Raw genomic sequence first — 21,767 nt, forward strand, 5'->3', positions numbered from 1 at the left:
ACGGTCCTCTCAGTTCGAGGCGAGGGCGGTCTTCGCCTCGGAGAAGAACTGCTTCACGGAGTCCTTCGGCGAGGTCTTGCCCAGGGCCAGGTCGGCACCGATGCGCAGGAAGGCCGCCTCGATGACGTCCGCGCCGGCCGGGTGCGGGGTGATGGGCTCCAGGACACCCGCGTCGGCGATCGCGGTCTCGTACGCGCCGATGGCCTTGCTGGGGGCGTCGGCGGGCTGGTAGGCCTCGAACTGCGCGGTGGTGGCGGGCACGCCGCGGTCGTATCCCATGATCCGGGCGACCTCGGGGTCGTGGGTCATGAAGCTGATGAAGGTCGCCACCTCGGCGGGGTGCTTGGTCCGCGCCGTGCCGCTCAGCATCAGCGAACCCAGGTACTGTCCGGTCTTCTTGCCGTCGGTGCTCGGGATGGGCGCGAGGCCGTAGCTGCTCCTGCCCTCCGCGCTGTAGCGGACCGAGAAGTTGTCCCAGGTGAACTCTCCGGCGGACAGGCCCTTGGCGGTCGCCGACGCGGGCTTGATCTGCTCGACCTTGCCGGGGTCGGCGTAGAGCCCCGACTTGACCCGCTCGAGGGCTTCGGTCCAGTACGGCAGCAGCTCGGCCTCGCCGAACCCCATGCCGTCCTCGCTGAAGAAGGCCTTGCCGTTCTGGCGCAGGATCAGGTCGTAGAGGTACATCACGCCGTGCGGTCCGGCGTCACCGGCGATCTTCTGACCGCTCTTGATCTTCTGCAGGCCGGCGAGCCAGTCGTCCCACGTCCAGCCGATCTCGGGCGTGATGCCCGCCTTCTCGTACACCTTCTCGTCGATGACGAGCGCCATCGAGTTGCTGCCGACCGGCACACCGAGCAGCTTGCCGTCGATCTCGGCGAACTTCTCCAGCCCGGAGCGGAAGCCGCCGAGGTCGAGGTTGCCCTTCTCCACCTGGGGGCTGAGGTCGAGGAGGACGTTCTTCGCCTCGTACTTGCGCAGGAAGGTCACGGCGTTCTGGATGACGTCGGGAGGGTTGCCACCGGCCGCCTGGGTGTTGAACTTCTTCCAGAAGTCCGGGTACTGCTGGAAGTCGGTCTTCACCTTGATCTTCGGGTGCTTCTTCTCGAAGAGACCCACGCACTGCTGGATCTTCTTTGCGCGGTCGTCGGCGCCCCACCAGGAGTGCCGGATGGTGACCGGACCGCCGGAACCGCTGCCACCCGAGCCGCAGCCGGCCGCGGTCAGTCCGAGACCGGCCGCAGAGAGGCCGGCCAGCCTCAGCAGCTGCCGCCTGTCCATGCCGTTGTTTTGAGACATAGCTCGCCCCCAGCGTTCGCATTGAATCGTTTTAGAAAGCGCTTGCTGGGTCAAAGTAAGGAGCAGCACCGGGCGCGTCAACGGTTAGGACGAAATTCCGGCGGCCTGACGACGGGCCGAACACTCGGGGCGGGCCGCACGGCCCGGCGGCGCCACGGACAAGACTTCCGGGGACACACGGAAACGCCGATGGCCCGGAAGCTTCTGAGAAGCTTCCGGGCCATCGGTCCGGGGTGGGCGATACTGGGTTCGAACCAGTGACCTCTTCGGTGTGAACGAAGCGCTCTCCCACTGAGCTAATCGCCCCGGCGCACGGCATACATTACCCCATGTCAGCGGCGCCCCAGGACCATCACCGGGTCACTGGTCGATCTTCCACGGCATCACTATGCCGAACTTCCAGACGTAGATCCCCACCAGCACCGCGATGATCACGAGTCCCAGCGTGGTGAGGATGATGTTGCGCCGCCGGACCTTCGGGTCGAGGGCGCGCTGGGCGGCTTCGGTGACCTTGCGCCGCGTCCAGCGCAGGACGAGCTGGGCCCAGACGAACTCGGTCGCCCAGATCGCCATACCACCGAAGATCACCAGCCATCCGGGCCCCGGCAGCACCAGCATCAGGACGCCCGCGACGACCACGGCCAGACCGACCACGAAGATCCCGACCTGCCAGCTCAGATGAAGCACCCTCGATTGCTTGATGAACCCGGGCGCGCGCGACCCCAGCTCGCGCTCCGCCGCCTGCTCGTCCCCCGCAGCGGACTCAGGGGCCACCGTGGCGGTGACCTCTCTCCGCTCGTCACTCTCCGCGTTCATGGAGCCCAACCTACCGGAACCGCGAGCGTCACCGGAATGGGCGAATGACCTAAAGTTACACACCGCTGGACGAGCGACCTGAAGCATCACAAATAGGTCAGAGGGGTTTACAACGCCACCGTAGGTGGCATGTCGATTTCGCCGACGTGCGAATCCCCGAGCGCACACTGAGCGAAAGGCCCTGGCGCTTATGAACACCACGGTCAGCTGCGAGCTGCACCTGCGCCTCGTTGTGTCGAGCGAGTCCTCACTGCCTGTACCAGCGGGCCTGCGGTATGACACGGCCGATCCCTATGCCGTGCACGCCACCTTCCACACCGGAGCGGAGGAGACGGTCGAATGGGTTTTCGCCCGTGACCTCCTTGCCGAGGGGCTGCACCGGCCCACCGGCACCGGAGACGTCCGCGTCTGGCCATCTCGGAGTCACGGCCAAGGCGTCGTCTGCATCGCACTGAGCTCCCCGGAGGGCGAAGCCCTGCTGGAAGCCCCGGCGAGGGCTCTGGAGTCGTTCCTGAAGAGGACCGACGCCGCGGTCCCGCCCGGTACCGAGCACCGTCACTTCGACCTCGATACGGAGCTCTCACACATCCTGGCAGAGAGCTGAGCCAGGCCGACAGCTGCGGGACGCCGTCCGACTCGGGGAGACGGCGTCGCGCGGACAACCTCATAGGGCAGGCACCGGCGCCGTCGCCGCGGAACCCACCGCGGTCGGCGGCGTCGGTGCGCGCGGCCCCCGGCCCTGCTGGCCCGAGACCGGCGGCCGAGGACTGATGGCCGGAGACAGGCGTCACAGGCGCCTCATTCGCATCATGCACCCCACGGCTACCTCCGGAATCGCCCCCGGAGGCCTCAGGAGGCCTCGCAGGATCCGGCAGGGCCGTCCGGCCAGGAAAAGGGGCCACCTCCTCGTCCTGAGCCCGTACCCGGCCCTGAGCGCGTCCGCCGAGCCAGTAGAGTCAGCCCGCATCGGTGGACGCCCGTCCGCCGGAGGCCAGGGAGCAAAGCGTGCTGATCCCACACGACACCCGGATCGCCCTAGAAACGGTGGTCGATCTGGTGAACACCGCACCGGAGAGCGACACGGGCGACGGGCTCGCGGACATCGCAGCCCTCTACGGCTTCGCGGAACGCCACGACATCAGCGGCGTCGGCGTCCTGGGCGAGAAGGACCTGCGAGCCGTGCAGGACGTCCGGAGCCGGTTCGCCGAGGTCTTCGCGGCACCGGACGCCCGCACCGCCGCGGACCTCGTCAACACCCTGGTGGCGGCGGCAGGCACCACACCGCAGCTCACGAACCACGACGGCTACGACTGGCACGTCCACTACTTCGCGCCGGACGCCTCGATCGCGGACCACCTCGCGGCCGACTGCGGCATGGCCCTGGCCTTCATCGTGGTGGCGGGCGAACAGGAACGTCTGCGCCGTTGCGAGGCCCCGGACTGCCGGGACGCCTTCGTCGACCTGTCGCGCAACCGTTCCCGCCGCTACTGCTCGAGCCGCACCTGCGGCAACCGGCTCCATGTCGCCGCGTACCGGGCCCGGCGCCGGGAAGCGGCAGGCTGAACCACCGGCGCGCCCGCCGGGCGCCGGCGCGCAGGAGGGGGACGGCCCTGCGGTGTGGTGGGAACCCGGACCGGGCGGCCGCTCACAGGAGGAAGAGATCGTGCAGGGCTGCCATCAGCAGCAGGCCACCGACGACCGTCAGAAAGATCATCAGCGGCGGCTGGGAAAGCGCGAAGAGGCAGCCACGAGGCTCTTCGGCGGGGGGTGCGGGGGCGTCGCCCCGGGATGTGTCCACCATCTCGTAGTGATCATGACGCAGAGCGGCCCCTGTTGGCGATCAACAGAGCCTTTCACAAGGCGAGTTCACTCACTCCGGGATGAACGGAATCGCTCCCGCGTCCGAAGACGCACAGCGCGTTCGCCCTGCGGGTCTCCAGCCGGTGCGTCCGGCCATGCGGACCCACCCTGCGCGGGCGCCGGCCCCGGCCCCTCCGGGGAGGTCAGCGCGGGGCCGCGCTGGAGGCGCGTACGACCAGTTCCGGCTGGAGCACCACGCTCCGGTGGCGGTGACTGCCGTCCTCGTCCTCCGCTTCCTCCAGGAGCAGCTCGGCCGCCATCCTGCCCATCACCACGGCCGGCTGCCGGACCGAGGTGAGGGGTACGGCGGCGGCCGCGGCGAACTCGATGTCGTCGTAGCCGACGATGGCGACGTCCTGGGGCACCCGCACTCCGGCGGCGTACAGCGACTGCAGGACGCCGAGCGCCAGCAGGTCGTTGGCGCAGAACACGGCGGTCGGCCGGGGTACGAGGCCGAGCAGCCTGGCCCCGGCGTCGCGGCCCGCCGCCACGTCCAGGCGGTCGGAGGGGATCTCGACGAGCGCCTCGGGGCCGAGCCCCGCCTCGGCGAGCGCCGCCAGGGCACCCTCGCGGCGGTCCCTGATCTGATGGAGATCACCGGGCCCGCTCACATAGGCGACGGAACGGTGGCCGGCCGAGACGAGGTGCCCGACGGCCAGCATGCCTCCGCGTACGTCGTCCACGGAGACGGCGCAGCTGTCCTTGGACGACGCCACCCGGTCGACCAGCACGTGCGGGATCCGGTGCCGGGCGAAGGCTTCGAGGTTGCCGCCGGTGGCGTCGGCCGGGGTGACCAGTACCCCGCAGACCCGCTGCTCGGCGAAGAGGCCGAGATACTCGGCCTCCTCCTCCTGGCTCTGGCCGCTGTTGCAGACCATCACGCCGAGCCCGGCCTCCCGGGCCGCACGCTCCGCGCCGCGGGCGATGTCGACGAAGAAGGGGTTGCCCATGTCGAGCACGAGCAGAGCCATGATGCGGCTGCGGCCCGCCCGGAGCTGCCTGGCCGACTCGCTGCGTACGTAACCGAGTTCCTCGATCGCCGCCAGCACGCGGGCCCGGGTGTCCGGAAGCACCGCCTCGGGGCGGTTGATCACATTGGAGACCGTGCCCACCGAGACTCCGGCCTGCCGGGCCACGTCCTTGATCCCTGCCACACGCCCCACTTGCCCTGCCCCACTGATGTCGGCCGCCGTGCTTCGGCGCCGGGTCCCTGGCCCACGGACGGACGGACGGCCCGTCCCACCGCCGCCCGGACCGCGTCCGTCCGGATTGAATTGTTTCAATCCGTTCGGGACGCTAACCGCATGCGCGGGATACCGTCAAGGTCGAGGCGATGGGACCTGAATATACCGAGGCGCGGCGCCCATCCGGGCTCCCCGACTCCCCGCGAAAGGTATGAATCGATTCACACCGCCTGGTCCGCGCCGTCGGCGGACGGACCGCGTCGGGAGGCCGTCAGATCCCGTGCTTCTTCAGGATGGCCTCGATGTCACTGAAGTCGTCACCGGGAGCGGCCGCCTGCTGCGGCTTCTTCTTCGGCCTGTCCTGCGCCTGCGGGGCAGCCGCGCCGGCCCCGGATGTCAGCGTGGGCGACGCGGCGCCAGGCGCCACCGCGGCGCCCCGCCCGGCGGCCCGGGCGGCCTTGCGCTCCTTGCGGGTCGAGCCACTGCGGCGCTCCACGGCCCGCGTGGTCATGAAGAGCAGCCAGGCCGCGGCCAGCAGACCGAAGCCGATCCAGACGCTCGGCTTGAACACGATGCCCGCCACCCACTCGACCACGCCGGTCATCACCAGGCCGACGGGCACCAGTGAGTAGGCGGCGATCCGGGTCGCCGTGAGGAACCGCTTTCGGTACGCGGTGATGGCGGCGATGCCCAAACCGGCCGCCGACACCGCGGAACAGATGGTCTCGGCAAGCATCGGGGCCTCCAGCTGTCGGGATACGTCCCTTCCATCCTGCACCGGCAACGGCCGCAGGGGCCACGGTGCGGGTCCACATCAGGGACTTCTCAGGGCCGTGGTCGTCCCCAGGTCCCGATTGGGAGGGCCCGGTCCCGCCTGAAAGACTGATGCCATGAGCGATTCCCCCTCCGCGGCGCCTGTCGTCCTCGACCTCTGGTGCGAGCTGGAGTGCCCCGACTGTCATCAGGCCCTCTCCGACGTCCATGCCCTGCGCGCCCGCTACGGCGACAGGCTCGAGATCCGGCTGCGCCACTTCCCGCTGGAGAAGCACAAGCACGCGTACGCGGCCGCGCAGGCCGCGGAGGAGGCCGTCGTCCAGGGCAAGGGATGGCCGTACATCGAGGCCGTACTCGCCCGCACCGCCGCCCTCTCCCGCGCGGGCGAGCCCCTGCTGCTCGAGGTGGCCGGCGAACTGGGTCTGGACGCGGAGGAGTTCGACACCGCGCTGATCGACGGCCGCCATCTGCTGATCGTGGACGCCGACCAGGCCGAGGGAAAGGCGATCGGCGTCACCGGGACCCCGACGTACGTGATCGGCGACGAGCGGCTGGACGGCGGGCGGAGCCAGGAAGGACTGCGCGCGCGCATCGAGGAGATCGCCGACCGCCTGCTCGCCGGCCGGGACTGACGGCCGGGCCCTCCCCGGCTACAGCGCCTTGGCGAGGTTGTACTGCGTGACCTCGTAGCCGAGGGACTCGTACAGCCGCAGGGCGGGCGTGTTGGACGCGAAGACGTGCAGGCCGAGCAGGCCGAGGCCGGCGTCGAGTGTGACGGCCTCCGCGTGGTGCATCAGCGCCCTGCCGTGACCGTGCCCCCGGTGCTCCTCGCGCACCTCGACGTCGAACACGTAGCCGAGGCCACCCCCGGCCGGCTCCGCACGTCGCGCCACCCAGACGTGGCCGACGACGTCTCCGTCACGGACGAGGACGTGGAAGTACATGCCGGGGGTGGCCAGGCCGTCCGGCAGGTTCGTGGCGTGGTCGGTCTCGGACTTGCGCCGGGCCTGGTCCTCCGGGACCCCGCGCTCCACCCAGCTCCGCGCGTACGTCCCGACACTGGTGGCCGCCCATGCCGCGTACTCCTGCTCCGTCATGGGACGCCCGGTGACTCCGGCGGGCAGCGCGGGGGCGGTCGGCCGGAGGGCCTTCAGCATGTTGCGGCTGCGCTCGGTGTAGCCGAGCACAGCCGCAAGCGCCCGGGCCGCGTGGTTGTCCGCGGGGGCCACCAGGCGCACCTGGGTACAGCCCCAGCCGCGCAGCACCTCCTCGGCGGCGAGCGCGGCGATGGTCCCCCGGCCGCGCCTGCGGTGCGACTCCTCGATGCCGAGTGAGTGGAGTATGCCCGCCGAGGCGCCGAACGCAGGGTCGGTGGAGATGCCTACGGAGCCCACGGGCCGCCCGTTGTCGCACACGTCGTACGTGCGTGTCCGCGCGCCGTCGGCGCCTTGCTGGACCGGCCCGGTCGGCCGGATGGTCGTGGTCATCAGGGATTTCTATCCGCTGGACGGCGGGCCGTCACCCTTCTTCGCGAATTCCGGCTCCCCGCACCGCCCTCACGGGTCGAGGTCATCCGCCGCGCGCTCGTCGAAGACCCGCATCGCCTTGACCGTCACCGGCCCGGGGGCGCCGGGCAGCTCCCGGCCGTCGACCCGGTGGACGGCCTGGATGTCGCGGAGCGTGGACGTCAGAAAGATCTCGTCGGCCCGCTCGAGCACGTCAAGCGGAAGGTCGGTCTCCTGCGCACCCGTCCATTCCACGACCAGGGCACGGGTGATTCCGGCCAGGCACCCCGAAGTGACGGGAGGCGTGTGGATCCGGCCGTCGAGGACGACGAAGACGTTGGAGCCGGTGCCCTCGCAGAGCTGCCCCACCGTGTTGGGAAAGATCGCCTCCGACGCGCCCCGCTCATGGGCGCGCGCGAGAGCGACGACGTTCTCGGCGTACGAGGTGGTCTTGAGGCCCGTCACCGCGCCGCGTTCGTTGCGCGTCCAGGGCACGGTCACCACGGCGGTGCTGTCGGGACGGCGTGCCGCCTCGCCCAGGGCGACGATCAGGCTGGGTGCGGCGTCCCCGCGGTCGGAGCCGAGCGGGGAGAGACCACCGGTGCAGGTGATCCGGAGCCGGCCGAGCTCCATGGGGTTCGCCTCGATGACCGTCTCGACGGCGTGGCGGACCTCGTCGTGGTCGGGGTCGGCCAGGCCCAGGCCCCTGGCCGAGCGCGTCAGCCGGACGAGGTGCCGGGTGAGGGCGAAGGGGTGGCCTCCGGCGACCCGGACGGTCTCGAAGATGCCGTCGCCGACGGTCAGCCCGTGATCGAACACGGACAGCCGGGCGTCATCGGCGTCCCGCAGTCCCCCGTTGACCCAGATCCTCATGACGCGGTCCTTCCTGTCTCCTCGTGAGCGCCCGACGCTACAGCGAGCAGTCGGGACGCCTTGAGCTCGGTCTCCGCCCATTCGCGCGCCGGGTCGGATCCCCAGGTGATACCGGCGCCGGTGCCGAAGCAGAGGAGCGGGGCGGGTCCGGTGCGGTCGATCCAGAAGGTCCGTATGCCGACGGCCAGTTCCGCGGTACCCCGGTCGGCGTCCACCCAGCCGACCGCCCCGCAGTACGGACCGCGGGGTGAGGTCTCCAGGGCGTCGATGATCCGCAGCGCGCTGGACTTGGGGGCGCCTGTCACGGATCCGGGCGGGAACGCCGCGGTGATCAGCTCGGGCCATCCGGCGCCGTCGGCGAGCCGTCCGCGCACGGTGGAGACCAGGTGGACGAGTCCCGGGTGCTTCTCCACGGCGCAGAGGTCCGGAACACTCACGGTGCCGGGCGCGCAGACACGGCCGAGGTCGTTGCGGACCAGGTCCACGATCATGACGTTCTCCGCGTGGTCCTTCTCCAGCAGATCGTCCTCGGTACGTCCGGTGCCCTTGATCGGGCCGGATTCGACGGTCCGGCCGTCGCGCGAGAGGAAGAGCTCGGGGGACGCGGTCGCGATCTCCACGCCGTGCTCCGGGAGCCGGATCGTGCCCGCGTACGGGGCGGGGTTGCCTCGGGCGAGCAGAGCGGTGAGAGCGTCCACGTCCGCCTGCGGGCCGGGCAGCGGCGCGGACAGGACCCGGCAGAGATTCGCCTGGTAGACCTCGCCGGCCGCGATGTGTTCACGGATCCGCCGTACGCCGGCCACGTAGGCGCCCTTGTCGAGCGAGGACGCCCAGTCCCCCGGGCCGGGCCCCCGCCAGGCCCCGGGGACGGGAAGGGGGACCTCTTCGGACCGTACGGTGGCGAAGCGGGCACAGACCAGACGGCCTTCGAAGTCGGCGCATACCGCCCAGAAGCCGGATGATTCGAGAGCGGCGGGATCGCTGGTGACATCCCGCAGGCCGGAGGCGACGAGGCCACCGAAGCGGGCAAGGGGGGTGAGGTCGCGCACGTGACCGAGTCTAGGGCGGCACGCGGTGACCTGCGACGAGCGGCGGTGACGCAGCACGCTGCGCAAACGCGTTTTTGTGCTGGCCCGGGAATCCGCTAGAGTTCAACACGTCGCCGGGACGCGCAAGCGGACCGGGAAAGACAAGCGGACGTAGCTCAGTTGGTAGAGCGCAACCTTGCCAAGGTTGAGGTCGCCAGTTCGAACCTGGTCGTCCGCTCGCAAAAGGTGGGGGATCTTCCCGAACCCCCACCCCTGGTGGAGTGGCCGAGAGGCGAGGCAACGGCCTGCAAAGCCGTCTACACGGGTTCAAATCCCGTCTCCACCTCCAAGGACGATTAGCTCAGCGGGAGAGCACTTCCCTGACACGGAAGGGGTCACTGGTTCAATCCCAGTATCGTCCACCGGTCCGCAAGGATCCCCGCGCGATTAGCTCAGCGGGAGAGCGCTTCCCTGACACGGAAGAGGTCACTGGTTCAATCCCAGTATCGCGCACGCAGTACACGCAGGTTCACCCTGCGCGATTAGCTCAGCGGGAGAGCGCTTCCCTGACACGGAAGAGGTCACTGGTTCAATCCCAGTATCGCGCACCAGCCGAAACCCCCGGTCGTCCTCGACGACCGGGGGTTTCGTCATGTGGCGGTGCGGGTCAGCCGGTGAAGAGCTGGGTGGCCTTGCGGACGAGCTCGTAGAGTCCGTACGCGAACGGCACGGCGACCCAGAGCCAGACGAACGCCATGAGCGGTTTACGAGTGCTGGTGGACACGGGGGCTCCCTTCCGGTGCCTCGTGGAAGCGTGCGTGGACCGGGCGTATGCATTCGTTGGCGACGAAGCCGACGACCAGCAGCCCGATCATGATCGTCAGGGATGTCGTGTAGAGGCTGGGACCGCTGTGTCCGGCCCGCTCCCCCGCGTCGGCGACCCGGTTGACGATCAGCGGGCCGAGCACCCCCGCCGTGGACCAGGCGGTCAGCAGGCGGCCGTGGATGGCCCCCACCTGGTACGTGCCGAAGAGGTCACGCAGGTAGGCGGGAGCGGTCGCGAATCCTCCGCCGTAGAAGGAGAGGATGACGAGTGCGCAGCAGATGAAGAGCGGCTTGGAGTCGTTGCCCAGCTGGGCGATGACCACGTACATGAGCGCACCGACGCCGAGGTAGACGCGGTACATGTTCTTGCGGCCGATGAGGTCGGAGGTGGAGGACCACAGGAGGCGGCCGCCCATGTTGGCCAGCGAGAGCAGGGCGACGAAGCCCGCCGCGGCGGAGACCGAGACCGGGGTGGAGGTGCCCGCGAAGAAGTCCTGGATCATGGGCACGGCCTTCTCGAGGATGCCGATGCCCGCGGTGACGTTCATGCAGAGGACCACCCACAGGCACCAGAACTGCGGTGTGCGCAGGGCGTTGCGGGCGGAGACCTGGGCGTTGGTGACGAGCCTGCGGGTCTCCTGCTTCGGCTCCCAGCCGTCGGGGAGCCAGCCCTCCGGAGGCACCCGCACGAGGAAGACGCCGAGCGCCATGAAGGCGGCGTAGACGACCCCGTGGACGAGGAAGGCGGAGGCGATGCCGGAACGGTCCGCGCCGAAGCTCTCCAGCATCCCGGTCGACCAGGGGGAGGCGATGAGCGCGCCGCCGCCGAATCCCATGATGGCGATTCCGGTCGCCATGCCGGGGCGGTCGGGGAACCACTTGATGAGGGTGGAGACCGGCGAGATGTAGCCGATGCCGAGGCCTATGCCGCCGATGAAGCCGTAGCCGAGGACGACGAGCCAGTAATGACCGGTGGCGGCGCCGAGCGCGGCGACGAGGAAGCCGGAGGAGAAGCAGACCAGGGAGACGAACATCGCCCAGCGGGGGCCGTTGCGTTCGACGAGGGTGCCGCCGAAGGCGGCCGAGAGGCCGAGCATGACGATGCCCAGCTGGAACGGGAGTGCGCTGGCGGTGCCCGAGAGGCCGAGAGCGGATTCGAGCGGTGGCTTGAACACGCTCCAGGCGTAGGCCTGTCCGATGGAGAGGTGCACGGCGAGCGCGGCGGGCGGTACGAGCCAGCGGCTCCACCCCGGGGGCGCGACAGTTCGGGACCTGTCGAGGAAGTTCATGGACCCGCACTTTAGGCATCAGCCATGGTCATGACTAGATCATGAACGGAAGTCGGTCGACCGTATGCAATGCGGGTCCGGGCGTCGGGCCCGGACCCGCCCTGCGGAAGTACCCGCTCAGAAGGCCGGGTCAGGAGCTGAACAGCATCCGGCCGAAGCTCTTCTGACGGTGGTGACCGCCGTGGTGACCGCCCTGGTGCGGCGCTCCCCATGCGGGGGCCGGCGCGGCGGGGTACGCCTGCGGGGCGGGCGGCGCGGCGGGGTACGCCTGCGGGGCCTGCTGCGCCCACTGCGACTCCAGACGAGTCAGGGACTCCAGCTCGCCGTAGTCCAGGAATATCCCACGGCAGCCACTGCACTGCTCGATCTGGACACCGTTGCGGTTGTAGGTGTTCATCTGGGCGTGACACTTGGGGCACTGAATCATCGAGCGAGCTCCTCAGTCGTGACGGCGTCACCGGAATGCATGCCCGGTGGCGATCGTCTCACCCTACGACGCGCGTTCGGACACCAACTCGGGCGGGAGGGAGGCAATTCGGACACATGCATCGATCATCAACTGTTCCACCTCATCCGGACTGCGGTCCTCCGCCGCGGACTTGGTCAGGGCGAGGGCGGCCGTCTGGACCGTGAGCGCCCTCGCCACGACGTCGAGCCCGGACCACGGGTCCCCTTCGGCTCGCACGGCCGGGCCGCCGGCCGCCCGGTAGGAGTCGAGGAAGCGTAGCCAGGTCCCGGACGGCAGCAGCCCGGCCGCGTACCAGGCGGCGGGCCGCGCCAGGTCCCAGGCGGGATCGCCCAGGCCCGTGTCGTCGAGGTCGATCAGGAGCCAGGGGCCGTCCCTCGCGGGGTGCCGCACGAGTTGCCCGAGGTGCAGATCACCGTGGCAGAGGAAGCCGTTCCGGTGGCCGGGAGCGGGGCTCTCGGCGCGGGCCCAGCCGGGCAGCCCGCGCCAGGCGGCCAGCACGGGCGCGACAGCCGGGTCGCCGGGGCGGGCCGCGCACATCCGGGCCACGGCCCGGGCGGCCTTGACCGGTCCGCCCATCGGCGGGAGCGGGTGGGGCGGCGGGGTGCGGTGCAGCCGTGCCAGGAGGACGGCGGCCTCCTCCCAGGGGGCGGCGTCGGGGTCCGAGGGGTCGACGGGCGTGCCGTAGGGCCAGAGGCTCACGGTGCGGCCCTCGGTGCTGCCGGGCGGCCCGTCCGGGGCGGGGAGCGCCGGAAGCAGGATTCCCTCCAGCCGGGGAGAGGCGGCAAGGGCCAGGCGGGCGGCCAGGGCGGGAGGCTCGGAGTCGGAGGCGTGGGCTTTCGCGACGACCGGTCCGCTGCGGACCACTGTGCCGTCGGGCCGGTCCGCGAGCACCTGGGGCGGGGCGCAGGCGCAGGCCGTGGCCCCGGCGTGCGCGCTGTCGTGCGCGAGGTCGCCCAGCGCGCGTACGACAGGGGTGGTGGTCATGGGCCCGGCTCCCGCAGAGGTGATCGGCCGGCCCCGCGGCCGGCCCCGCGGGTGATCGTACGCGGCGGCTCGGAAAATGCTCCGGACAGCGCGATGTCCGGCCAGCTCCCCAGCTGGCCGGACAAACGCTGCCGTCCGCCGCACCCCCGTCCCCACGGGGCTGTTGGCCGGATGTCCCGGTCCGGACCGCTCTTCCGGACCCGGGGCGCCGCTCAGCGCCCCAGCATCACGCCCACGGACGACGCCTGTGTGACCACTGCGTCCCAGCCGCCGAAGACGACGACCAGCAGGGCCGCCAGAGGAAGGACCATGGCTGTCGCCACCAAGGGGTGACGCGTACCGGACGGGCGTACGCCGAACGAGGCGTATGCCCTGCGTCCTCGCGTGCGGATCATCGTCCGCGTGGCGGTGTCCGCCATGGTTCCTCTCCTGACCTGTTCCGGAGCGGCGGGCGTCTGGCCTCGGGGGACGAGTTCCACGCCCGCCGCTTGACTTCAACACTAGGGAGCCGGAAGGCGTCCGGCGTCATGCCCGCGTACCGAATGCCGGGCCTCCCGGAGGATGATCCCGCCGTCTTCCGCGTACTCCCCTGGGTGGAGAAACGGTGCCGGCCGCGGCACCCGGCACCTAGGGGGTGCCCCCGAAGTCCCGCCGCATGCCGGCGGCCTCCTCCCCCTCACGCTCCCTGTACCGCGCGACCACGCACCGTTCTTCCAGAGCCGCGCGCGCCGGACCGGGAGGCGCGGCCGGCGCGGTCCGCGGGAGGAACTAGGAGTCGAGGCCGCCCGCGAGGGGACGCTCGGAGGCGTCCTCACGGGGGACCGGCTGTTCGACCAGGGCGAGCACCCTGGTCGCCATGAAGCGGGCGGTCCGGACAACTGATCCACTTCGGGTGACTTCACTCACTTCCACCACACCCCGGCGGACCGCTGTCTCCACCCGGCGGCCTGCCCTGGAGGCCACCACTTCGTACGTCCTGGTCGTGTCACCCGCGTCCACGACTATTTCCACACGATCGCCCTTCATCGATCCAATCCCCCTTCTGCGACGGTCCTTTGAGATCTCGCACGGGACACGGAGCCTGGATCCACGGCTCCCTGACCACTTCTCAATTCTCCCACCGGGCACTGACAATCGATGGGCCGACGAGGGCGCGGCCTCTGAGCGCGCCGCGCCACGGGTACGTAAGCTGTGCCTCGTCAGGCGGACCGGCAGCGGGGATGGGCAGACGATGGCGATGATGCGGCTCCGGCGCGAGGACCCGCGTGTCGTCGGCTCGTTCAGGCTGCACCGGCGGCTCGGTGCGGGCGGCATGGGCGTCGTCTACCTGGGCTCCGACCGCCGTGGCCAGCGGGTGGCCCTCAAGGTGATCCGGCCGGATCTGGCGGAGGACCAGGAGTTCCGCTCGCGCTTCGCGCGCGAGGTGTCCGCCGCCCGGAGGATCCGCGGCGGCTGCACCGCGCGGCTGGTGGCCGCCGACCTCGAGGCGGACCGTCCCTGGTTCGCGACGCAGTACGTGCCGGGCCCCTCGCTGCACGACAAGGTCATCGAGGAGGGCCCTCTCTCGGCCGCCGAGGTGGCCTCGATCGGGGCGGCGCTGTCGGAGGGCCTGGTGGCGGTGCACGAGGCCGGTGTCGTGCACCGTGACCTGAAGCCGTCCAACATCCTCCTCTCCCCCAAGGGCCCCCGGATCATCGACTTCGGCATCGCCTGGGCGACGGGGGCCAGCACCCTCACCCATGTCGGGACGGCCGTCGGGTCGCCCGGCTTCCTGGCCCCCGAGCAGGTGCGTGGTGCCGTGGTGACACCCGCGACGGACGTGTTCTCCCTGGGCGCCACCCTGGCCTACGCGGCGATGGCGGATTCGCCCTTCGGGCACGGCAGTTCCGAGGTGATGCTCTACCGCGTGGTCCACGAGGAACCGCACCTGTTCGATGTACACGACGCACTCGCCCCGCTGGTACGGGCGTGTCTGGCCAAGGATCCGGAGGAGCGGCCGAGCACTCTGCAGCTGTCCATGCGGCTCAAGGAGATCGCGGCACGCGAGGCGCAGGGACTGCAGGAGCGCCGGCCGCCCGCGCAGCGGGGCGAGCAGGAGCTGGACCGGCCGACGGGCCGGCTCGAGGGTCCCTACACCGAACAGGCGACCCGGCGCGCGGCCGGAGGAGCCTCCCAGGCGTCGCGCGCGCCGGGGCGGAGCCCTGCTTCGCAGCGCCCGGCAGCACCTCGCACCGGAGGCTCGCAGTCCCGGGGGTCGCGGGTCGGCCCGCGCTCCGGACGGCAGACCCACGGGCCGAAGGGCACGAACGGCAGGCAGGCCTCCCGGCCCGGCGTCCGGACGACTTCCGCCGGCAAGGCCGGGAAGCGGCGGCCGGCCAATCCGCGGCTGCTGCGTCAGCGGCTCGTCGTCTTCGTCGTGGTCACGCTGCTGGTCGCACTGGGTATCGCAGCCGCTCAGGGCTGCCAGGGCCCCGCACAGGGACTGGGCGGCACACCGTCACCGACGCACGACGGGGCCGCCGTACACCCGGCGCGGGTGGCGGGGTCCTGAGGGGCGGGGCCCGGTCAGGCGGATACCACCCGCGTCGCGTAGAAGGCCACGGCGGAGGCCGCGGCGACGTTGAGCGAGTCGACCCCGGCGTCCATCGGGATGCGCACATGGGTGTCGGCCAGGGCGAGTGCCTCGGGCGTGAGGCCGTCGCCCTCCGTGCCGAAGACGAGCGCCAGCTTCTCGTGCTGGCGTGCGACGAGTTCGTCCAGGGTGATCGACGTGTCGCTGAGACAGAGCGCGGCGGTGGTGAAGCCGGCCCCGCGCAGCAGGCCGACGTCCTCGGGCCAGGACGCCAGGCGGGTCCACGGGACGTGGAAGACCGACCCCATGGAGACCTTGACCGCCCGCCGGTAGAGGGGGTCGGCGCAGCGCGGGGTGAGCAGGACGGCGTCGACTCCCAGAGCGGCCGCGTTGCGGAAGGCCGCCCCGAGATTGGCGTGGTCGACGATGTCCTCGAACACGGCGACCCGCCGTACGGTCCCCTGTGCCGGGGACAGCAGCGTGCCGACGTCGGGGAGCGGCTTGCGCTGCATGGAGGCGAGGGCCCCGCGGTGGACGTGATACCCCGTGACGCGCTCGGCGAGTGCGGGGGTGACCGCGTACACCGGTGCCGTGGCCTCGTCGATCACGTCGCGCATGACGTCGATCCACTTGGCGGAGAGCAGCATGGACCGCATCTCGTACCCCGCGTTCGCGGCACGCCGGATCACCTTCTCCCCCTCGGCGATGAAGAGGCCCTCTGCGGGTTCCCGCCGACGCCGTAGCTCGACGTCGGTCAGGCCGGTGTAGTCGCCCAGACGCGGGTCGTCCGGGTCGTCGACGGTGATGAGTTCAGCCACGGAGTGCTACTGCCTTGTCGGGGGTGGTGTGGGGTGCGGGGGCGCGCCGCTCGGCGGGACGGGTGTCCGGCCGTTCAGCCTTCGAGCCGGCCGGCCGGGTCGCCGCCCACGGCGACGACGTCACCGATGACGATGACCGCCGGGGGGCGTACCTCTTCCGCCACGACGCGCTCCCCGACGTCTCCGAGGGTCGCGTCGACCCTGCGCTGGGCTGCCGTGGTGCCTTCCTGGACCAGGGCCACCGGGGTGTCGGGGGACTTGCCGTGGGAGATGAGGGCCTGGGAGATGGCACCGATCTTGTCGACGGCCATCAGGAGGACCAGCGTTCCGCGAAGCTGCGCGAGCGCCTTCCAGTCGACCAGGGAGCGCGGGTCCTCGGGTGCCACGTGGCCGCTGACCACCGTGAACTCGTGGGCGACGCCCCGGTGGGTGACGGGGATCCCGGCCGCTCCGGGCACCGAGATCGAGCTGGAGATTCCGGGGACGACCGTGCACGCGATGCCCTCGGCCGCCAGGGCCTGCGCCTCCTCCATGCCCCGGCCGAAGACGAACGGGTCGCCGCCCTTGAGGCGGACCACCGACTTGCCCGCCTTGGCGTGGTCGATCAGCGCCTGGTTGATCGCCTCCTGCGCCATGTACCGGCCGTACGGGATCTTCGCGGCGTCGATCACCTCGACGTGCGGCGGGAGTTCGTCGAGGAGGTCGCGAGGGCCGAGCCGGTCGGCGATGACCACGTCCGCCTCGGCGAGGAGACGACGGCCCCGGACCGTGATCAGATCGGGGTCGCCCGGACCGCCGCCCACCAGCGCGACCCCGGGGGCGCGGGTGCGGTGGTGCGGGGCGGCGAGGGTGCCGTCGCGCAGTCCCTCCACGATCGCGTCGCGGACCGCGGCGGAGTGCCGGGGGTCGCGGCCCTGGGAGGTGGTGGTGAGTACGGCGACCGTGATGCCCTCGCTGCGGCCGGTGGCCGGCGTCCAGGCGGTGGCCGCCTCCGCGTCGTCGCTCCGGACGCACCAGGTCCGGGTCCGCTCCGCCTCGGCGGAGGCGGCGTCGTTGGCGGCGGCGTCCGACGACGCGACGAGGGCGTACCAGGTGTCCGCGAGGTCGCCGTCCTGGTACCTGCGGCGCTCCCAGCGGATCTCACCGGTGTCGGCCATCGCCTCGACGGACGCGGTCGCGGACGGAGAGACCAGGGTGATGTCGGCCCCGGCCGCGATGAGGGCGGGCAGCCGGCGCTGCGCGACCTGACCGCCGCCGACGACGACGACGCGGCGCCCGTTCAGGCGCAGTCCGACGGGGTAGGCAGGGTGATCGTCATGCTCGGCCATGGTCGTGCGGGCTCCTCGTGCAGGGTGCGGTGTGCTGCGGGCCGCTGCGGCGGTGGAGCGGCGGTGACGCGGGCTGGGTGAGGCGGTGACGCGTGGGACCACGATACGGGGTGGCGGGGCGGGGAGCCGGGGCGGTGCGGTGGGCCGGGCGGGCGGGGTCTCACCGCCTCCTCCCCCTTCTCCGTGCCGGGCTCCTGACGAGCGACGGGCCGGAGAGGCCCCGGTCGCCGACGGGCCGGGCCCCCGCGTCCGGCCTCCGAGGCCGCCCGGGAGCGCCGGGCGGGCGGGGGCCGCATCCACCTTCGGGCAGGTGGTGCCCGGACGGGCCGGTCGGGCTCGTCCGGGCACGGTGACGGCTACTTCTCCGTGACACCCGCGGAGTCGAACGTCGCGACCTCGTGCATGGCGCGGGCCGCGCTCTGCACGATGGGGAGCGCCAGGAGCGCGCCCGTTCCCTCACCGAGACGCAGGTCCAGGTCGACGAGCGGGCGCAGCCCCAGCTTGTTGAGGGCCGCGACGTGGCCGGGTTCCGCGCTGCGGTGCCCCGCGATGCACGCGGCGAGCGCCTCGGGGGCGATCGCCCGGGCAACCAGTGCCGCGGCTCCGGCGCTCACACCGTCCAGGATCACCGGCGTACGGAGGGAGGCGCCGCCCAGCAGGAAGCCCGCCATGGCGGCGTGCTCCAGGCCGCCGACCGCGGCCAGGACCCCGATCGGGTCGGCGGGGTCGGGCTGGTGCAGGTCCAGGGCTCGGCGGACCACGTCGACCTTGCGGGCGTGCATCTCGTCGTTGATCCCGGTGCCGCGACCGGTCACCTCCGCCGGGTCCATGCCGGTGTAGACGCAGATCAGCGCGGCCGACGCCGTGGTGTTGGCGATTCCCATCTCACCGGTGAGCAGGCCCTTGTTGCCTGCCGCCACCAGGTCGCGGGCAGTCTCGATGCCCACCTCGATCGCCGCGAGAACCTCTTCGCGGGTGAGCGCCGGGCCGGTCGTGAAGTCGGCTGTTCCGGGACGGACCTTCCTGGGCAGCAGGCCGGGCGTCGCGGGGAGTTCGGCCGCCACACCGACGTCGACGACGCAGACCTCGGCGCCGACCTGTGCGGCGAAGGCGTTGCAGACGGCGCCACCGCCGAGGAAGTTGGCGACCATCTGGGCGGTGACCTCCTGGGGCCACGCCGTCACACCCTGGGCATGGACCCCGTGGTCACCGGCGAAGATCGCGACGGCGGCGGGCTCCGGCACGGGAGGCGGGCAGAGCCGGGAGAGCCCGGACAGCTGAGCGGAGATGATCTCCAGCATGCCGAGCGCGCCGGCGGGCTTCGTCATCCGCTTCTGGCGTTCCCAGGCCTCGCCGAGCGCCTTGGCGTCCAGGGGGCGGATGCCGGCGATGGTCTCCTGGAGGAGGTTGTGCGGCTCTTCGCCGGGCAGGGCTCGGCGGCCGTACGTCTCCTCGTGGACGACCCAGGACAGCGGGCGGCGCTTGGACCAGCCCGCCTGCATCAGCTCCGGCTCCTCGGGGAACTCGTCGACGTATCCGACACAGAGGTAGGCGACGACTTCGAGGTGCTCGGGCAGGCCGAGCGCACGGACCATCTCCCGCTCGTCGAAGAAGCTGACCCAGCCGACGCCGAGGCCCTCGGCACGGGCGGCGAGCCAGAGGTTCTCCACGGCGAGCGCTGAGGAGTACGGGGCCATCTGCGGCTGGGTGTGCCTGCCGAGGGTGTGGCGGCCGCCGCGGGTGGGATCGGCGGTGACGACGATGTTCACGGGCGTGTCGAGGATGGCCTCGATCTTCAGTTCCTTGAACTGCTTGGCGCGGGCCTTGGGCAGCGACTTGGCGTACGCCTCGCGCTGCCGCTGCGCCAGCTCGTGCATGGAGCGGCGCGTCTCCGCGGAACGGATGACGACGAAGTCCCAGGGCTGCGAATGGCCCACGCTCGGTGCGGTGTGCGCGGCCTCCAGGACCCGGAGGAGGACCTCGTGCGGAATGGGGTCGCTGCGGAAGCCGTTGCGGATGTCGCGCCGTTCGCGCATCACTCGCAGGACGGCTTCGCGCTCGGCGTCGTCGTACCCGGGGGCGGGAGCGGTGGCGGGGGCTGCTTCGGCTTCTGCTTCGGCGGGCGCCTCGGCCTCGATCTCGGCTTCGGCTTCGGCTTCGGCGGGGGCCACGGCTGCGGCCTCCGTGTCGGCTTCGGCCTCTGCTTCGGCCTCTGCCTCTGCTTCGGCTTCGGCTTCGGCTTCGGCGGGAGTCACGGCATCGGCGACGACGGTCTGATCCGTCGCCTCGGTGAGCGGGGCTTCCTCGGACGTGTCCTCGGCCGGGGCCGGGGCAGCTGGAGCCTCTGCTTCCAAGGGCTGCCCCTCCGCGAGCACGGGCGGCGGGATTACGGCTTGCGGGGCTTCGGCTTCCGGGGTCTCGATGATCTCGGGCCCGGCGCCCGGCTCCGGCTCCGGCTCCGGCTCCGGCTCTGCGAGGGTCTGAGGACCGGCTTGCGGTACGGCCACGGGAGCCGGTGCGGGTTCCGCGACGGGCTCGGCCTGGATTCCGGGCGGTGCCTCCGGCTGCTGGACGGCGACCGGCTCCGGAGCCTCCGGCACCTCGGGCGCGGCGGGTACGGGCTCCGCGACGGGGGCCTCCGGCTGCGGCGCGGGTTCGGCGGCCTGCTGGGGCTCGGCGGCGGGGACGACCGTCTCGGCCACGGGCGCCGGGACGGGGTGCGGGGCCGTCGGTACGGATTCCTCGGCAGGTACGAACTGCGCCACCGGCTCATCCGGGACGGCGGCCTCGACGGGGAGTCCGACGGGCGTCTCGACGGGCACCTCGGGGGGAACTTCCACCGCTATGGCCGCCGGGGCCTCGGCGGAAGCCTCCGCCGGTACGGGCTCCGGGGCCTCTGCGGCGGTCTCCGCCACCGGCTCGGGAGCGTCCGGCATCGGGACGGCCGCCGGTTCCGGGGCGACCGTTTCTGCGGGGGCGACGGGCACCGCGGCTTCAGCCGGTTCGGCGGACGCGGCGGGGTCGACAGGCGTGACGGGGACCTCGGGTGCGACGGGGAGGACCCCGGACTCCGCCACCGGTTCCGACACAGCCACCGGCTCGGGCTCCGGGACAGGGGCCGGCTCCGGCTCGGGCTCCGAGGCAGGGGCCGGCTCCGGCTCCGCCACCGAAACAGGGATCGGCTCGGGCTCCGAGGCAGGGGCCGGCTCGGGCTCCGCCACCGAAACAGGGATCGGCTCGGGCTCCGGGGCAGGGGCCGGCTCGGGCTCCGCCACCGGCTCGGGCGATCCCCATGCGGGCGCGCCCTGGGGCGGGATCTCGCCCAGCTGCGGGCCCGGCAGCACGGAGACCTCGTCCGCCGGGATGTCGTAGTACTCCGGGCCTGCCGTCGGCGGTCCTGCGTGCCGCACGGGCATCGGGTTCTGCGGGCCGGCCGGCCCGCGGTCCGCGAGCGAACGGACCACTCCGCCGGTGGGCATCACCCCGTAGGAGGGCGCCTCGGTGGACGCCGGGCCACGGTGCAGCGGGCGCCGGGCCGGCGCGGCGGCGGCCGGTACCTGCACGGGCGGGTGCACCGGGATGTGTACGCCGTTGAAGTCGGACGAGCCGGACGTGTGCGTGCCGTTCGCGCTCTGGGCGTGCGCCGGGTACTGCTCGGGCACCCCCGCCGGCGCGGCCGGGGCGTCGCTCCACGCGCCCTGGGGCGCGGGCATCAGGAGGAGGTCGTCGTCCTCGGCTGTGTGCTCGGAGGGTTCGAGGTAGGTGTAGGCGTCCGGGGCGGGGACGCCCGGCTGCTCCACCATGCCTGCGTTCTCCGGCAGTCCCTCGCCCGGGATCTGGCCGGTGTCAGTCATGCGTACCCCTCGCCCATCGTCAGTGCTCCTTCGCCCTTCGCCCGGGATGCCCGAACCACGGCACGCCGGTGCTCGTCAACAAGAACGAGCGGGCTCCCCGCGCGGCACGAAACGCGCGCGCAGGCATACATTCTCGCGGCCGTTCGCCGCCGCGACAGACAGTTCTGCCTCGGCTCGCTGTGGACTGCGCCACGTTGCGCGTCCCCCGGTTGCGCCGTACCACATCGCGGACCAAAACGGTCCACTTTTCCGGACATTGACGAACGAACCGTCGAACAGCCGGGCGCGGTAC

21 protein-coding genes and 6 tRNA genes are annotated in these 21,767 nt (G+C 71.7%); 9 read left to right on the plus strand and 18 right to left on the minus strand.

The features are described 5' to 3' along the window. Window positions 1-9: 9 nt before the first annotated feature. From OO67_RS27700 to OO67_RS27710, 3 genes are all read right to left on the minus strand, one after another. On the minus strand, window positions 10-1,296 hold the full coding sequence (locus OO67_RS27700; protein ID WP_033304386.1) for an ABC transporter substrate-binding protein: 1,287 nt from the start codon (window positions 1,294-1,296) through the stop codon (window positions 10-12). A 234-nt stretch (window positions 1,297-1,530) separates the two neighbouring features. Next, a tRNA-Val gene (locus OO67_RS27705) sits at window positions 1,531-1,602 on the minus strand. Window positions 1,603-1,656: 54 nt separating this feature from the next. Next, window positions 1,657-2,112, minus strand: coding sequence for a TIGR02611 family protein (locus OO67_RS27710; protein ID WP_033304387.1), 456 nt, complete (start codon window positions 2,110-2,112; stop codon window positions 1,657-1,659). A gap of 190 nt (window positions 2,113-2,302) precedes the next feature. Here OO67_RS27710 and OO67_RS27715 point away from each other — a divergent pair, with 190 nt between their 5' ends. Beyond that, window positions 2,303-2,716, plus strand: a complete 414-nt coding sequence (locus tag OO67_RS27715; protein ID WP_003959770.1) for an SsgA family sporulation/cell division regulator — start codon at window positions 2,303-2,305, stop codon at window positions 2,714-2,716. A gap of 401 nt (window positions 2,717-3,117) precedes the next feature. After that, window positions 3,118-3,675: a CGNR zinc finger domain-containing protein gene (locus OO67_RS27720; RefSeq protein ID WP_033304389.1), complete on the plus strand. Its 558-nt coding sequence runs from the start codon at window positions 3,118-3,120 to the stop codon at window positions 3,673-3,675. An 82-nt stretch (window positions 3,676-3,757) separates the two neighbouring features. Here OO67_RS27720 and OO67_RS39145 read toward each other — a convergent pair whose 3' ends face one another. The 3 genes from OO67_RS39145 to OO67_RS27730 form a co-directional block, all read right to left on the minus strand. After that, window positions 3,758-3,913 carry a hypothetical protein gene (locus tag OO67_RS39145; protein WP_164493806.1) on the minus strand — a complete coding sequence of 52 codons (156 nt, stop codon included), beginning with the start codon at window positions 3,911-3,913 and terminating at the stop codon, window positions 3,758-3,760. 202 nt (window positions 3,914-4,115) lie between these two features. Then, window positions 4,116-5,135 carry a LacI family DNA-binding transcriptional regulator gene (locus tag OO67_RS27725; protein WP_033304391.1) on the minus strand — a complete coding sequence of 340 codons (1,020 nt, stop codon included), beginning with the start codon at window positions 5,133-5,135 and terminating at the stop codon, window positions 4,116-4,118. A gap of 292 nt (window positions 5,136-5,427) precedes the next feature. Beyond that, a complete protein-coding gene (locus OO67_RS27730) occupies window positions 5,428-5,892 on the minus strand; it encodes a hypothetical protein (protein ID WP_033304392.1) in 465 nt (154 codons plus the stop codon). A 154-nt stretch (window positions 5,893-6,046) separates the two neighbouring features. On the opposite strand from OO67_RS27730, the gene OO67_RS27735 reads away from it, so the two are divergent. Continuing rightward, window positions 6,047-6,562: a DsbA family protein gene (locus OO67_RS27735; RefSeq protein WP_033304393.1), complete on the plus strand. Its 516-nt coding sequence runs from the start codon at window positions 6,047-6,049 to the stop codon at window positions 6,560-6,562. A gap of 18 nt (window positions 6,563-6,580) precedes the next feature. On the opposite strand, the gene OO67_RS27740 is transcribed toward OO67_RS27735, so the two are convergent. From OO67_RS27740 to OO67_RS27750, 3 genes are all read right to left on the minus strand, one after another. Beyond that, window positions 6,581-7,417 carry a GNAT family N-acetyltransferase gene (locus OO67_RS27740; RefSeq protein WP_033304395.1) on the minus strand — a complete coding sequence of 279 codons (837 nt, stop codon included), beginning with the start codon at window positions 7,415-7,417 and terminating at the stop codon, window positions 6,581-6,583. A 69-nt stretch (window positions 7,418-7,486) separates the two neighbouring features. Next, on the minus strand, window positions 7,487-8,308 hold the full coding sequence (locus OO67_RS27745) for an aminotransferase class IV (RefSeq protein WP_033304397.1): 822 nt from the start codon (window positions 8,306-8,308) through the stop codon (window positions 7,487-7,489). Continuing rightward, a complete protein-coding gene (locus OO67_RS27750; RefSeq protein ID WP_033304398.1) occupies window positions 8,305-9,357 on the minus strand; it encodes a chorismate-binding protein in 1,053 nt (350 codons plus the stop codon). Before OO67_RS27750 ends, OO67_RS27745 begins: the two co-directional genes overlap by 4 nt. 144 nt (window positions 9,358-9,501) lie before the next feature. On the opposite strand from OO67_RS27750, the gene OO67_RS27755 reads away from it, so the two are divergent. The 5 genes from OO67_RS27755 to OO67_RS27775 all read left to right on the plus strand — a co-directional run bounded on the left by OO67_RS27755 (window position 9,502) and on the right by OO67_RS27775 (window position 9,947). Further along, a tRNA-Gly gene (locus OO67_RS27755) sits at window positions 9,502-9,574 on the plus strand. Window positions 9,575-9,611: 37 nt separating this feature from the next. Next, window positions 9,612-9,685 (plus strand) — tRNA-Cys (locus tag OO67_RS27760). A gap of 1 nt (window position 9,686) precedes the next feature. Continuing rightward, window positions 9,687-9,758, plus strand: a tRNA-Val gene (locus tag OO67_RS27765). 19 nt (window positions 9,759-9,777) lie between these two features. Next, window positions 9,778-9,849, plus strand: a tRNA-Val gene (locus OO67_RS27770). Window positions 9,850-9,872: 23 nt separating this feature from the next. After that, window positions 9,873-9,947, plus strand: a tRNA-Val gene (locus OO67_RS27775). 56 nt (window positions 9,948-10,003) lie between these two features. Here OO67_RS27775 and OO67_RS40920 read toward each other — a convergent pair. The 6 genes from OO67_RS40920 to OO67_RS27800 form a co-directional block, all read right to left on the minus strand. Continuing rightward, window positions 10,004-10,093, minus strand: coding sequence for an MFS transporter small subunit (locus tag OO67_RS40920; protein ID WP_417794843.1), 90 nt, complete (start codon window positions 10,091-10,093; stop codon window positions 10,004-10,006). 7 nt (window positions 10,094-10,100) lie between these two features. Next, entirely contained in the window at window positions 10,101-11,450 is a 1,350-nt protein-coding gene (locus OO67_RS27780) for an L-lactate MFS transporter (protein WP_033304400.1), read from the minus strand. Between the two features lie 130 nt (window positions 11,451-11,580). Further along, on the minus strand, window positions 11,581-11,877 hold the full coding sequence (locus tag OO67_RS27785; protein ID WP_033304401.1) for a TFIIB-type zinc ribbon-containing protein: 297 nt from the start codon (window positions 11,875-11,877) through the stop codon (window positions 11,581-11,583). Window positions 11,878-11,940: 63 nt separating this feature from the next. After that, window positions 11,941-12,903, minus strand: a complete 963-nt coding sequence (locus tag OO67_RS27790) for a phosphotransferase family protein (protein ID WP_033304403.1) — start codon at window positions 12,901-12,903, stop codon at window positions 11,941-11,943. 212 nt (window positions 12,904-13,115) lie between these two features. Continuing rightward, window positions 13,116-13,322 carry a hypothetical protein gene (locus OO67_RS27795; RefSeq protein WP_033304404.1) on the minus strand — a complete coding sequence of 69 codons (207 nt, stop codon included), beginning with the start codon at window positions 13,320-13,322 and terminating at the stop codon, window positions 13,116-13,118. A gap of 349 nt (window positions 13,323-13,671) precedes the next feature. Beyond that, window positions 13,672-13,929, minus strand: a complete 258-nt coding sequence (locus tag OO67_RS27800; protein WP_033304405.1) for a hypothetical protein — start codon at window positions 13,927-13,929, stop codon at window positions 13,672-13,674. A gap of 205 nt (window positions 13,930-14,134) precedes the next feature. On the opposite strand from OO67_RS27800, the gene OO67_RS27805 reads away from it, so the two are divergent. Further along, window positions 14,135-15,454, plus strand: coding sequence for a serine/threonine-protein kinase (locus OO67_RS27805; RefSeq protein ID WP_033304406.1), 1,320 nt, complete (start codon window positions 14,135-14,137; stop codon window positions 15,452-15,454). Window positions 15,455-15,468: 14 nt separating this feature from the next. Here OO67_RS27805 and OO67_RS27810 read toward each other — a convergent pair whose 3' ends face one another. The 3 genes from OO67_RS27810 to cobT form a co-directional block, all read right to left on the minus strand. After that, complete coding sequence (locus OO67_RS27810; RefSeq protein WP_033304407.1) at window positions 15,469-16,293, minus strand: TrmH family RNA methyltransferase; 825 nt, start codon at window positions 16,291-16,293, stop codon at window positions 15,469-15,471. A 74-nt stretch (window positions 16,294-16,367) separates the two neighbouring features. Next, window positions 16,368-17,621 (minus strand): uroporphyrinogen-III C-methyltransferase, encoded by a 1,254-nt coding sequence (gene cobA / locus OO67_RS27815; RefSeq protein ID WP_033304408.1) that lies wholly within the window; start codon window positions 17,619-17,621, stop codon window positions 16,368-16,370. Between the two features lie 356 nt (window positions 17,622-17,977). Further along, window positions 17,978-21,475: a nicotinate-nucleotide--dimethylbenzimidazole phosphoribosyltransferase gene (cobT, locus tag OO67_RS27820; RefSeq protein ID WP_033304409.1), complete on the minus strand. Its 3,498-nt coding sequence runs from the start codon at window positions 21,473-21,475 to the stop codon at window positions 17,978-17,980. Window positions 21,476-21,767: the final 292 nt, after the last annotated feature.

It is taken from the genome of Streptomyces atroolivaceus, from assembly GCF_000717025.1.
In the GTDB taxonomy this organism is placed as follows: domain Bacteria; phylum Actinomycetota; class Actinomycetes; order Streptomycetales; family Streptomycetaceae; genus Streptomyces; species Streptomyces atroolivaceus.

Coding starts and splice junctions, on each gene's coding strand:
- OO67_RS27805 (WP_033304406.1), top strand. CDS start 14,135: ATGGCGATGATGCGGCTCCGGCGCGAGGACCCGCGTGTCGTCGGCTCG.
- OO67_RS27800 (WP_033304405.1), bottom strand. CDS start 13,929: ATGAAGGGCGATCGTGTGGAAATAGTCGTGGACGCGGGTGACACGACC.
- OO67_RS27790 (WP_033304403.1), bottom strand. CDS start 12,903: ATGACCACCACCCCTGTCGTACGCGCGCTGGGCGACCTCGCGCACGAC.
- OO67_RS27795 (WP_033304404.1), bottom strand. CDS start 13,322: ATGGCGGACACCGCCACGCGGACGATGATCCGCACGCGAGGACGCAGG.
- OO67_RS27730 (WP_033304392.1), bottom strand. CDS start 5,892: ATGCTTGCCGAGACCATCTGTTCCGCGGTGTCGGCGGCCGGTTTGGGC.
- OO67_RS27740 (WP_033304395.1), bottom strand. CDS start 7,417: ATGACCACGACCATCCGGCCGACCGGGCCGGTCCAGCAAGGCGCCGAC.
- OO67_RS27745 (WP_033304397.1), bottom strand. CDS start 8,308: ATGAGGATCTGGGTCAACGGGGGACTGCGGGACGCCGATGACGCCCGG.
- OO67_RS39145 (WP_164493806.1), bottom strand. CDS start 3,913: ATGGTGGACACATCCCGGGGCGACGCCCCCGCACCCCCCGCCGAAGAG.
- OO67_RS27715 (WP_003959770.1), top strand. CDS start 2,303: ATGAACACCACGGTCAGCTGCGAGCTGCACCTGCGCCTCGTTGTGTCG.
- OO67_RS27700 (WP_033304386.1), bottom strand. CDS start 1,296: ATGTCTCAAAACAACGGCATGGACAGGCGGCAGCTGCTGAGGCTGGCC.
- OO67_RS40920 (WP_417794843.1), bottom strand. CDS start 10,093: ATGGCGTTCGTCTGGCTCTGGGTCGCCGTGCCGTTCGCGTACGGACTC.
- cobA (WP_033304408.1), bottom strand. CDS start 17,621: ATGGCCGAGCATGACGATCACCCTGCCTACCCCGTCGGACTGCGCCTG.
- cobT (WP_033304409.1), bottom strand. CDS start 21,475: ATGACTGACACCGGCCAGATCCCGGGCGAGGGACTGCCGGAGAACGCA.
- OO67_RS27735 (WP_033304393.1), top strand. CDS start 6,047: ATGAGCGATTCCCCCTCCGCGGCGCCTGTCGTCCTCGACCTCTGGTGC.
- OO67_RS27710 (WP_033304387.1), bottom strand. CDS start 2,112: ATGAACGCGGAGAGTGACGAGCGGAGAGAGGTCACCGCCACGGTGGCC.
- OO67_RS27780 (WP_033304400.1), bottom strand. CDS start 11,450: ATGAACTTCCTCGACAGGTCCCGAACTGTCGCGCCCCCGGGGTGGAGC.
- OO67_RS27785 (WP_033304401.1), bottom strand. CDS start 11,877: ATGATTCAGTGCCCCAAGTGTCACGCCCAGATGAACACCTACAACCGC.